Origin of the sequence: Nostoc cf. commune SO-36 (genome assembly GCF_023734775.1) — a bacterium.
Lineage (GTDB): Bacteria > Cyanobacteriota > Cyanobacteriia > Cyanobacteriales > Nostocaceae > Nostoc > Nostoc commune_A.
Window position 1 is genome coordinate 4805280 of record NZ_AP025732.1, and the last position, 12082, is coordinate 4817361.

A 12082-nucleotide genomic window follows, 5' to 3' on the forward strand; every position below is an offset into this window, starting at 1 on the left:
CTTATCTTGCAAGATGTTACCCTATAGCGATCGCTGCTGCAACCCCTGGAGCGATCGCATTCCTTAACGCAGAAATTTACTGATAAATAAAAATTAAAACTGAACAAATATCACAATACAAAATTATTACTTTGGGGATCTAATAGGCAGAATAACCCACTAGATTTTTAACCGATGTGTCTAGTGTAACGAAGTAAAAAAAGCATCATAAAAGCCTCGCAATCTCTCTTATAGAAAAAAAGCAGATGCATGTTAATGTTTTAATCTCATTGACTTTCCCTTTGGGCTTTTCCCTATGCATCTGCACTATTTACACCCCCAACACCTTGAAGAATTAGTCAAGAGTAGTGGTATAGACTTACACTTAGTGCATCTTAATTTTAGGTCGCTCCAAGGCGTAACAGCTTATGAGTACCTATTGATTTCTGAGCTACTTCCCCGCACCAATACTGGAATGGTGAAGGCTGGATGGTTACAGCGTTATGCTCATATCACTGAAGGTGGTTGGTGGTGTTCGGGACTAGACCCTCTGAGTAATTGGCAAATGATGGAATGGGGATGCTTTAAGCCAAACCAACCCCGACAAAATCACAATGGCAAGTCTATCAAGTACGAGCATCCCCCCAGCACGCCAACGCGAGTATTTTGTTTGCGGGTAACGCTGCAAGTTTGGCAGCAAGTCGCTGGGCGTTACAATCTGGTGATGCCTGACAATATCAGCATTACTCCTGATGGCGAGGCTGGAGGCTTTTGGCAGTGGGTGATGCAACACAACATTCCCCTCGTCATCTGTGAAGGTGTAAAGAAAGCAGCTACCTTGTTGACGCAAGGATATGTAGCTATTGCCATTCCCGGAATTACCAGTGGTTATCGAGTTGTTAAAGATGAATTTGGCAAAGTTACCCGTCGTCAGCTAATTCCTGATTTAGGAGCGTTTGCAGTTACAAAACGCAGCTTTTACATTTGCTTTGATTTTGAAACTCAACCCAAGACAATCGCTGCTGTTAACAATGCTATTTCTCAACTTGGTTGTTTATTCCAGCAAAAAAACTGCCCTGTTAAAGTTATCGAACTTCCAGGAATAGAAAAAGGGGTTGATGAATTTATTATTGCTAAAGGTGCAAGTAGTTTTGAGAAAGTTTATCGTCAAAGTGTTGATTTAGAAATTTATCTTGCTCAAACCAAACCCCACACCGAATTAAGCATTCCTGCTGCACTCACCTTTAACCGTCCTTATATAGGTGAGATACCTTTTCCCACTTCTGGATTAGTAGGAGTAAAATCAGCGAAAGGAACGGGAAAAACTACGGCACTACAAAGCGTTGTTCAGCAAGCAAAAAGTAGAAGCCAACCTGTTTTATTAATTACTCACAGAATCCTGCTTGGACGATTTTTGTGTGAAAAAATTGGTATTCAATGGGGAACGCATAAAGAAGATGCAGAGAAAAAGATTAATAAAGCACTTACCCCCGCTCCTCCCATCCTGCGCTCTCTATTCCCTCAGCAATCTCTCGGTTTGTGCGTTGATTCAATTTGGAAACTTAACCCAGAACATTGGCGGGGAGCAATAGTAATTCTAGATGAAGTGGAGCAATCTTTATGGCATCTTTTAAATAGTAATACTTGTAAGCACAAACGTGTAAAAATATTAAAGTTATTCCAGCAATTAATTGCTACAGTTTTAACAAGTGGGGGGTTAGTAATTGCTCAAGATGCTGATTTATCAGATGTTTCACTGGAATATTTACAAGGATTAGCAGGAATTAAATTAACGCCTTGGGTAGTTCTCAATCAGTGGAAACCTCAGCATGGTTGGGATGTAACTTTTTATGATTCACCGAACCCAACACCGCTAATTCACCAACTGGAATTAGATTTACTTGCTGGACGTAAATGTTATGTTACTACCGATAGTCGCGCTGGGCGTTACAGTTGTGAAACAATTGAACGTTATTTGAAAGAGCGGTTACAAAAATTACGGCGGCAATTTCCTAAAACTCTGGTAGTTAGTAGTCATACTACAAATACACCTGGTCATGCAGCCGTTGATTTTATCGCCGCGATTAATCAAAAAATATCTGAATATGACGGCGTTTTTGTTACCCCTAGCCTTGGTACAGGAATTAGTATTGATGTCCAACATTTCGACCGGGTTTATGGCATTTTTCAAGGGGTAATTCCTGACTCAGAAGCAAGACAAGCTTTAGCAAGAGTTAGGGATGATGTGCCGCGTGTTGTCTGGTGTGCTAAACGAGGTATTGGTTTAATTGGTAGTGGCAGTACAAATTATCGCTTGTTATCTGATTGGTATCAGGAAAATCAAAAAGAAAACTTAGCTTTACTCAGTCCATTACATAAAATAGATGTGGATTTACCTTTAGTTTATGACCCAATTCATTTGCGAACTTGGGCAAAGTTATCTGCAAGGGTAAATGCTTCTATCCGCCTTTATCGGCAATCGATGCAAGATGGTTTAATTGCTGATGGGCATCAAATTCAGATGCGGAGTAATGCGGTTCACAATAATATTATTCGAGATTTGCGCCTAGCTTTTTTGGCAACTGATGCAGATGATTTAGCTACCCGCAAAAGATTAGTTTTAGAAATTGTTAAAGTTCAAAAAGATTGGGCACAAAGTCGTCAGAAAGCTAAAGAAATTAAACGCAAAATCAAAGAGATTAAGCAGCAAAATCAGTTATCGGTAGCATCTGCTGTTGCCAATGCTAAAGATATCGATTATGTAGAGTATGAGCAATTGTTAGTTAAGCATTCCCTAACAGATGGAGAACGCAACCAAATTAACAAATATGTTCTTAGACAAAGGTATGGTGTAGAAGTTACTCCTTGGCTGAAATTACAAGATGACCAAGGATATTATAGTCAACTATTAATTCACTATTATTTAACTCATGAAAGCGAATATTTTCACGTTAGAGATGAGCAAGAATGGCATCAGCAATTGTCTTGGGGTGAAGGGAAAGTTTTTCTCCCAGATTTAAAAACTTACACGCTCAAAGTTGAAGCGATGAGAGCTTTAGGGATGCTTCAGTTTCTTGAAAACAAACGAAATTTTGTTGAAAATGATCCAGATTTGATATTGCTGAAAAATGTTGCGTTTCAACATAGTAAGCATATTAAAAGAGCGCTGGGGATTAATTTGGTTGGAGAGAAAGAGCAGGTTTCGGCAATAAAAATACTCAGCCGACTGTTGAATTTGTTGGGTTTGAAGTTAAAACGAGTAAATGAGGTTTATCAAATTGACTTAGAAACGCTATATGATGGCAGGGAGAAAATATTTGCTGTTTGGCATCAACGAGATGAGTTAATGTTGGCTCATGTTAAGAGTGTTGGTTATGAGTTGCCTGATTATTCTTCAGACTGGAAGCTGGAAACTATGCAAACGAAGTCTGAAAAGGCTAACCAGATGGTGTCTATGCCTAATCTTCCGTTATCAAAAATATAGTAAAATTACACGGTGTAGATGATTGGGCTTTTAAGACGCGATAAAATCGCGTCTCTACAATTGGGTTTTGCCTAATTGGAGTAATTTTCAAAATATATCGTTAAGAATCCTGATGCTTTAGGCTAGAGAATGTCAAAAGCCAAAAAAAATTATATGAATACTGAAGATTTTTTTAACCAAGGATTAAATCACAATTTACAAGGTCACTATCAAGCCGCGATCGCAGCTTACACCCAAGCAATCAAGCTAAATCCTAACTATGCCGAAGCTTACCACAATCTAGGACTGATTTTAAGTGGTCAACTCAAAGACTATCACAGTGCGATCGCTAACTTTAATCGTGCCATCGAAATCAATCCCAATTTTGCCACAGCCTATTACAACCGGGCTAATGCTCGTTACTTTCTAGCCGATTATGAAGGTGCGATCGCTGACCATAACCAAGCATTACAAATCGATCCAAATTTAGCCCAATCTTACCACAGCCGGGGAAACGCCTACTTTGCTTTGGAAAACTACGATAAAGCGATCGCAGATTATATCCAAACTATCGAAATGAGTACCCAATTAGCTGATAATATCAATATTGATATTGCCAACGCTTATCATAATCGCGGCGTAACTCGTTTTGAACGTGGCGATCATCAAGGAGCAATCGCAGATTTTCAGCAAGCTTTACAATGGCATCCCCATTTTGCCGGCGCTTACAGCAATCGCGGCAATATTCACCACGTTTTAGAAAATTATCAAGAAGCGATCGCTGACCATAATCAGGCATTACAATTAGATCCTAATTTGGCAGAAGCTTATCATAACCGAGGTAATGCTCACTACGCTTTAGCAGATTATCAAAGTTCGATCGCAGATTACAACCAGGCTCTAAAAATCAACCCCAGCTTTGCCGGAGCATACTATAATCGGGGTCTTGTGCTTGCTCACCTCAAAAACTATCACGAAGCAATTGAAGACTTTAACCAAGCATTAAAGCTGAATCCTGATGATGTGCAAGCTTATTGTGAGCGGGGTCTGGTTCGTAGTACTCTTGAAGACTATCAAGGTGCGATCGCAGATTATGACCAAGCGTTACAAGAAAATCCGACTTTAGCTTTAGTATATGGCTTTCGGGCTAACGCTCGCCGCCGATTGGGAGATTATCAAGGTGCAATTGAAGATAGCAATCGCCTATTACAACTCAATCCTAATTTAGCAGAAGGATATTGCGATCGCGCGGCGGCTCGTCGTTCTTTAGGAGATCATAAAGGCGCAATTAAAGATTATGATCGAGCATTGCAAATTAATGATAACTTAGCCGCAGCTTATTATGGTCGGAGTATTGCTCGTGAAGCTCTGCAAGATTTACAGGGAGCAATTGATGATAACACTCAAGCCATAGAGCTTGTTCCTGAATTTTCCCAAGCCTATTGCAATCGCGGAAATGCTCGTCGTCTTTTAGGAGATGAACAGGGAGCGATCACAGATTATAATCAAGCATTAAAAATTAATCCTGATTTAATTGAAGCATATTACAACCGAGGTTCTACACATTATGCTTTAGAAGCTTATGAAAGTGCGATCGCCGATTACACCCAAGCATTACAATTTAATCCCCAATCTGCTGCATTTTACAGCGATCGTGCCAATGCTCGCTATGCCCTAGAAGATTATCAAAAGGCTATAGAAGATTACAGTCGAGCGATCGCGCTCGACCCCAGCTTTGCCGAAGACTGGTATAATCGCGGTCGTAGCCGTTCACTATTAGGAGACTTAGAAGGAGCGCTTGCAGACTTAAATCAAGCTTTACAGCGTCAGCCTAATTGGGCTTCAGCTTACATCCTTCGGGCAGATGTCTACCGCAATCTGGGAGACTCTCAACAAGCAATTACAGATTTCCAGAAATCCGCAGACTTATATTACCAAGAAGGGAATATCCAATATTATCAACAAATTATTGAATTAATTGAACAGCTTTGAAAAAGAGGCAGGGGAGCAGAGAGCAAGGAGCAGGGAAGAAGAAACAGACCCCCAACCAAGAGCCTCTTAGTTGAAGAACTTCACCTCGCCAAAGCTGTGCTTTGTCTCCCCTTTCGTTAGCAAGGCTACTCTGTACATACAAATTGATGCATCGACCTGCAATGCCAATGTATCGACTTGCAATGCTAATGCATCGACTTGCAATGCCAATGTATTGACTTGCAATGCTAATGTATCGACTTGCAGTGTCAATGCATTGACTTGCAACGCCAATGTATCGACTTGCAATGCCAATGTATCGACTTGCAATGCCAATGCATCGACTTGTGAAAGTTATACCATTTCTTTATGAGGCTGCGCGAAACCCTTTTAACTTCTTTTTTTGTGTCCTTTGCGGTTCGTTTCTCTTTCTTCTTTCTTGTACTTAAATATCGTTTAGGGACTTGCAAGAAAATAAAATACCAGCCATTCTAGAAGAGAAGAAGCGGTGAACTGTCCGCGCCTAGTTTAAATATCTAGAATGGGAATCCCTCAATTCATGCTCACCGACACCATCAAATCGACCTTTAAAGATGCAGCACAGAAACTGACTAGCAATCGCAAACGAGATTTCATGGCAAAAGTTACCGAAGATTACTTCGATAGTTCAGCACGCATTGCAGAAACCGTTATGGGATGGAATCGCCAGAGTGTGCAACTCGGCTTGCATGAAAGGCGGACGGGGATAGTCTGTGTAGAGAATTATCAGGCAAGGGGACGACACAATAGTATTGAGGTATTGCCCAACTTAGAAGCAGATATTCGTTCATTGGTGGATGCTCAAGCTCAAGCCGACCCTAAATTTCAATCGACCTTTCTGTATGCCCGCATTAGTGCCAGAGCAGTAAGAGAAGCATTAGTAAGTGTTCATGGCTATAACGAGAGCGAATTGCCATCTCGTCAAACTTGTGGAGAAATTCTCAATCGCTTAGGGTATCGCCTAAAAAAACACAAAAAACGAAACCCTTGAAAAAGATTCCGCAAACTGATGCCATTTTCGAGAATGTGTTCCGGGAGAATCAGGCATCAGATGAAAACCCCAAATCGTTGCGAGTGTCTATAGATACTAAAGCTAAGGTGAAGATTGGCAACCTTTCTAGAGGCGGTAAAGCTCGGACAATGGAGGCGAAAGCTGCTGATGACCACGATACACAGTGGTCATCAGTCTTAGTTCCCTTTGGCATTCTCAATACACATAATGACCAGCTATCGATTTACTTGGGTCAGTCGGCGGAAACCAGTGATTTTATCGTCGATTGTTTAACCGCTTGGTGGCATGAGAATCAACACAATTACCTGGAACTTGATGAGTGGGTGATTGATCTTGATGGCGGTGCCGCTACTCGCAGTAACCGCACACAATTTATCAAACGCATGGTTGAGTTGTCTTGTGCAATTAATTTAAAAATTCGACTGATTTATTATCCCCCTTACCATAGCAAGTACAATCCAATAGAGCGGTGTTGGGCTGCCTTGGAGAACTATTGGAATGGTGCGATTTTAGATTCTGTTGCCGCCGCAGCACAATGGGCCGCCAATATGACTTGGAAAGGAATTGCTCCCATTGTACATCTGGTTCAAACCACATATCACAAAGGAATCAAGGTTCTCTCGCAAGAGTTAGAACAATACCAACCCCAATGGCAGCGTTCTGAAACATTACCCAAATGGGATATTACTATTGTCCCTGTTTAGCTGGTACTTTATTTTCTTGCAAGTCCCTTAGCGCATCTTCATCCAGAATTGGTATTAGCTCACTCTACGTTACGCAGCAACTCTAAAAGACTTGTGTGTACACAGTAACCTTACAAGGGGAGGGGATTAAGGAGAGCCAGTAAGGTCTTGAAGTGGAGCATCTGCCCTGTGGGGTGCAATGACTGTAGAAATCGCAACTAAATTATTTCAGACATGATATTATTCAAAGCGAAAGCGTTCCATGAAGCGGTGGTCTATCCAATCTTTGTAATGCCACAATAGTTTGTAAGGTGGTAAAGTAAAAGCGCCTCTGGTTGCGATTGCTCGTTTGTCTCCTGTACCAATTAGACTTAAATATTGTTTCTGTGGTTTATAAGGTTTAAGCGACTTACCTAATAAAATTCGCTGCAAATTATTAAATAAAGGTCTGCCTTGTCTAACAGCAAATACCCCAGCTTTGGGACGTGGATGATTTACCATTGTGGCAATGTCACCAGATGCAAATACCTGCGGGTGCGTTTGAGATTGCAATGTGTCTTCTACCAGAATAAAACCTTGCTCATCAGTTCCTAGTCCAGCCGCTTTTAACCATTCGGGTGCTGATGCTTGTGTTACCCAAAAGATTTTATTGCACTCTACTACCAAGCCAGATTCACATTTAATTTCAAATACTTCTTTAGTTTCCTTGGGTGTTATGGGTGCAATTTTACACACAGTTTCTCCAAGGTGCAGCTTAATACCTTGCTCAGTTAAAATTTGCTGAAGTTGATGCCGCACTGATTGATGGTAATTGGGCATCAGTTCTTGCCCACGCTGAAATAAATGAATTTCCAGGTTTTGAATAGGTTGTTGAGTTTGATGTAAAATCTGATGTAAACGCGATCGCATCGATAGCGCTAATTCTACACCGCCAGCACCTCCACCAACGATCGCAATGCTAATTGGCTCGTGAGGATTTTTACTTACGGCTGCAATTAATTTATCCCAATGCTCTAATAGCTGCGATACTGGTTTAGCTGCGATCGCATATTCTGCCGCACCTGATACAGATATTTTGGACGGAGTGCTGCCAATATCAATAGACAGCAAATCAAAATCTACCACCAGTCCGTTAGCACAAAGAACTTTGTTGTTTTCCAAGTCTAGGGCAACTACCGTGTCAATATATAACCGTGCTTGAGCAAAGTTCGCCAAAGGTCGCAAGTCAATATGGCATTCATCGTGGCTGTAAAATCCGGCAATGTGTCCTGGTAACATTCCAGAGTAGGCTGTGTCTGAGGCTGCGGTAATCAATGTCAAACGCACTCCAGGTAACGGTTTTATCCCGAACATTTTCATAACAATAGCATGACTGTGACCGCCACCAATTAACACTAGGTCTTTAACTATTGGCTGTAAGTTTTGCTGAATTTCAACAGTTATATTCTTCATGTTTTTATTGCATTACCATATTAAAATATTGACCACGCATGAAACAATATAACGCTTCTCATTTGTATGCAATACACTTGGACATTTCAGGATACTTTGAGTTATTATTAACTTTTTCATACTATGAAAAATATTTCACCAAGAAATAATATACAGCCATCAAAAATATCCCTGTGGATAAACACTTTCCAAGAAAAATTTAAAAATAATCAGTATTATTCGCCAAAGCAACGTTTAAGAATAGCAAGTCAACAGCTAGGACATAACACAATAGAAAGCAGTCTAGCTATAATTAGTGAGCTAGAACAAATTGCCCAAAGTTACCCACAGTACCACTGGATAATTATAGACATTCTTGCTACTTTTGTGCGAGAAAATGCTCTTTGTATTCCCCAAGAGAAAGTAACAAACAACCTGTCAGCAAAACTTCGTGTAGATATTCAAGCAGCTCTCACTGTTATCGCTAGAAGAGATGCAAACAAAGACCCAGAAGGTGAGCAGCTTGACTTGAGCTATACGGACATGAGAGGAGCAAACTTGAATGGGGCGAATCTAAAACAAACAAATCTTTATCAAGCTAATCTAGCGGGAGCTAACCTTAAAGAAGCTAATCTAGCGGGAGCAATACTTAGTGCAGCTAACCTTGAAGGGGCTAATTTACATTTAGCCAACTTAGAAGGAGCAATCCTCAGTGCAGCCAACCTAGAGAGGGCTAACCTTTGTGCAGCTAATCTGCATCGTGCAAGTTTATATCTAGCTGCGTTACATATCTCAACTCTCAATGATGCCATACTCGATGGGGCAAATCTTAGAGAAATCAAATTCTCTCAGTAAAAGACTAATATCATGTTCGCTTGATTACTTATTAAACCCGAATAACTAACCTCGCAAGCCTACAGTGTACATACATCAGGCTTAACCTGTTCCCAGACAGAAGGGGAATGCATTCATTGAGTCTTTGATAGGCAGCAAGCTTTAATCAGCTTTGAAAATTAGGACATAATAATATTCGATATCATTCCTTAGTTCAAGGAGTGTTTGGACACCTATTATAATTTTCTGCTAAATGCTATACTATTTTTCCTCAACATCTAAGTAATAATTCTAAGTTGTAAGGAAAATTTTTACCATGTCTTCTAAAAAGACAGACACTCAGTTGAATTGGTTGATAACCATAACAGTTATATTTGGCTTCTCATTGACTATAATTTTTTTCGTATTGTCTAGTATTAAAGAATTGTCAATACAGGAAAAAATACAGTATAGAAACCAAGCATTAACCACTACTGCAATAATTTTTCTCGCATCGGCAGCAATGGTTAATACTTATTATGCGGCAAGGCGTGCCCAAGCGATGCAGAAAAATGCGATCGCAGCTGAGAAAAATCTCGAAATTGGTCTGCAAAATACAAAACTCAATCAAGACAGATTGATTGCAGAGCGCTTTATGGGGGCAATTGGGCAGCTTGGGCATGAAAAAGTCGAAACGCGGACAGGCGCAATTTATGCATTAGAAAGAGTTGCTCAGGATTTTCCGAAAGAACATTGGACAATCATGGAAATCCTCACTGCCTTTGTGCGAGAGAATGCACCTATCCAGCACGTAAAAGGGGAGCAACAAAAGCCAGAATATCAAGCAGAAGTTTACTCAAGTAGACGTAGAATTGAGCCGCGTCCTACACAGCCGTTAGATCAAAATCTCCATGAAGAATTACCAAAAATACGCACCGATATTCAAGCAGCCCTAACTGTTATCAGCAGACGTAATTTACTCGAAGACCCAAAAGATCAGAAACTTGATTTACGTAACACCGATATTAGACTAGCAGACTTGTTAAAAGCTAACCTGCAACAAGCAGATTTACGTGGGGCTGACTTGAGTGGGGCTGACTTACGTGGGGCTGACTTGAGTGGGGCTGACCTTAGTGGCGCTAAACTCATTAGGTCTATTCTCTATGAAACCAAATTAGAAAAAGCTAGCTTATGTAGAGCTAACCTTTGTTGGGCTAACCTCAACCGTACCAACTTCACCGGGGCAAACCTGCGTTCAGCCAACCTATCTGGAGCAAGTCTGCGTGCAGCTAATCTGCAAGGGGCGAACCTCTATAAAGCTAACTTGCAACAAGCAACCTTAAAAGTTGCCAACCTCTCAGGGGCAAAGCTGTTTTTAGCTAATTTGCAAGGAGCCAAATTGGGGAAAGCCAACCTACAGCTAACGGGTTTGATTGGTGCTAACCTTTGTGGGGCTAATTTAAATGGTGCTAATCTTTCAGGGGCTAATTTGAATGCAGCCAAACTTCATCAAACAGAAGTCTATTTTGCCAATCTCTCAGAAGCCAGCTTAACGGAAGCTGATTTGTTTCAGGCTAACCTCATTGGAGCAAATTTATATCGGGCAACTTTTTATCAAGCTAACCTGACTCAGGCAAACCTGATGGGAGCTAACTTTTCAGAGACTAACCTTAATGATGTCAAACTGGAAGGGACAATTTTGACAGGAGCTAAAAATTTAGAGCTGCAGCAGATTACAGACGCACTTGGCGATCGCACTACTCGTCTACCTGATTATATCGAAGCACCGACACACTGGCGGCAGTCTAGTTAAGTTATCTCAGCATCATTTGTTATTTGGGCGTATTCTACCAGTTTCACTTTTTATTTATAATCCTCTTCCCTTTGCGCTCTTTGCGTCCTTTGCGGTTCGTTAAAAAAATAAATCCTTTAGGATTGCTATAAGCCAATCTGCAAAGGTCAATCCTCAACGAAGCCGAAAATTTAGAACAACAGCAGATTGAATTGGCTAAAGGCGATCGCACAACCATTCTACCGGAACATCTTCAACTACCCCAACATTGGAAACTTCAAGTTTCACCCTTAGATACTGAAACTTGAACCTCTGAGCATCATCGTTGAACCTCTGAGCATCATCGTTGAACCTTTGAGCATCATCGTCGAACCTCTGAGCATCATCGTCGAACCTCTGAGCATCATCGTTGAACTTCTGAGCATCATCGTCGAACCTCTGAGCATCATCGTCGAACCTTTGAGCATCATCGTTGAACCTCTGAGCATCATCGTTGAACCTTTGAGCATCATCGTTGAACCTCTGAGCATCATCGTTGAACCTTTGAACTAATACGGTTCAGTAAGAGACGGAAACAGAGAAAATCTTTCCCTAGTAGGAGAAAATCAATAAGACGCCTGTCATAGAATAATTATTCTATGAAAATAAAATATATAAATGCCTGTAACAAAGCGGCTGGAAATTTTAGATTTAATTCGGGAGCTTCGGCAGCGACTCAATCTTTCTCAAAAACAGTTTGCTGCTAAAGTAGGAGTTTCCTTCAAAACAGTCAACCGTTGGGAGAATGGACATACAGAGCCTTCAAGCATAGCCCTAAAACTAATAGAAGAAATGTTACGGAAGATGGGCGAACCCGGCAAAAGCCTGCTAAATCAGTATTTTCCAGAAGCAGAGTAGGG

Annotated in this window: 8 protein-coding genes and 1 pseudogene; 7 read left to right on the forward strand and 2 right to left on the reverse strand. The window is 40.9% G+C overall.

From position 1 onward, the window contains the following. Positions 1 to 295 precede the first annotated feature (295 nt). The gene (locus tag ANSO36C_RS21695; protein ID WP_251956190.1) at positions 296 to 3463 is read left to right on the forward strand and encodes a plasmid replication protein, CyRepA1 family; all 3168 of its coding nucleotides are present in this window, start codon (positions 296 to 298) and stop codon (positions 3461 to 3463) included. A gap of 153 nt (positions 3464 to 3616) precedes the next feature. Next, a complete protein-coding gene (locus ANSO36C_RS21700; RefSeq protein ID WP_251956191.1) occupies positions 3617 to 5434 on the forward strand; it encodes a tetratricopeptide repeat protein in 1818 nt (605 codons plus the stop codon). 66 nt (positions 5435 to 5500) lie between these two features. Here ANSO36C_RS21700 and ANSO36C_RS21705 read toward each other — a convergent pair whose 3' ends face one another. Then, the gene (locus ANSO36C_RS21705; RefSeq protein WP_251956192.1) at positions 5501 to 5743 is read right to left on the reverse strand and encodes a hypothetical protein; all 243 of its coding nucleotides are present in this window, start codon (positions 5741 to 5743) and stop codon (positions 5501 to 5503) included. A 361-nt stretch (positions 5744 to 6104) separates the two neighbouring features. Between ANSO36C_RS21705 and ANSO36C_RS21710 the strand changes: the two are divergent. Continuing rightward, positions 6105 to 7168 (forward strand): annotated as a pseudogene (locus ANSO36C_RS21710) (ISAzo13 family transposase). Positions 7169 to 7387: 219 nt separating this feature from the next. Here ANSO36C_RS21710 and ANSO36C_RS21715 read toward each other — a convergent pair. After that, positions 7388 to 8578, reverse strand: a complete 1191-nt coding sequence (locus ANSO36C_RS21715; RefSeq protein WP_251960403.1) for an FAD-dependent oxidoreductase — start codon at positions 8576 to 8578, stop codon at positions 7388 to 7390. Between the two features lie 144 nt (positions 8579 to 8722). Between ANSO36C_RS21715 and ANSO36C_RS21720 the strand changes: the two genes are divergently transcribed. From ANSO36C_RS21720 to ANSO36C_RS21735, 4 genes are all read left to right on the forward strand, one after another. Then, positions 8723 to 9433 carry a pentapeptide repeat-containing protein gene (locus ANSO36C_RS21720; RefSeq protein ID WP_251956193.1) on the forward strand — a complete coding sequence of 237 codons (711 nt, stop codon included), beginning with the start codon at positions 8723 to 8725 and terminating at the stop codon, positions 9431 to 9433. A 295-nt stretch (positions 9434 to 9728) separates the two neighbouring features. Continuing rightward, on the forward strand, positions 9729 to 11204 hold the full coding sequence (locus tag ANSO36C_RS21725; protein ID WP_251956194.1) for a pentapeptide repeat-containing protein: 1476 nt from the start codon (positions 9729 to 9731) through the stop codon (positions 11202 to 11204). A gap of 333 nt (positions 11205 to 11537) precedes the next feature. Next, positions 11538 to 11735: a hypothetical protein gene (locus ANSO36C_RS21730; protein ID WP_251956195.1), complete on the forward strand. Its 198-nt coding sequence runs from the start codon at positions 11538 to 11540 to the stop codon at positions 11733 to 11735. A gap of 105 nt (positions 11736 to 11840) precedes the next feature. Then, complete coding sequence (locus ANSO36C_RS21735) at positions 11841 to 12080, forward strand: helix-turn-helix domain-containing protein (RefSeq protein ID WP_251956196.1); 240 nt, start codon at positions 11841 to 11843, stop codon at positions 12078 to 12080. Positions 12081 to 12082 lie beyond the last annotated feature (2 nt).

What these genes read in the sequence shown, in the direction of transcription:
- ANSO36C_RS21695 (WP_251956190.1), top strand. Translation starts at nt 296, where the DNA reads ATGCATCTGCACTATTTACACCCCCAACACCTTGAAGAATTAGTCAAG.
- ANSO36C_RS21700 (WP_251956191.1), top strand. Translation starts at nt 3,617, where the DNA reads ATGAATACTGAAGATTTTTTTAACCAAGGATTAAATCACAATTTACAA.
- ANSO36C_RS21720 (WP_251956193.1), top strand. Translation starts at nt 8,723, where the DNA reads ATGAAAAATATTTCACCAAGAAATAATATACAGCCATCAAAAATATCC.
- ANSO36C_RS21725 (WP_251956194.1), top strand. Translation starts at nt 9,729, where the DNA reads ATGTCTTCTAAAAAGACAGACACTCAGTTGAATTGGTTGATAACCATA.
- ANSO36C_RS21735 (WP_251956196.1), top strand. Translation starts at nt 11,841, where the DNA reads ATGCCTGTAACAAAGCGGCTGGAAATTTTAGATTTAATTCGGGAGCTT.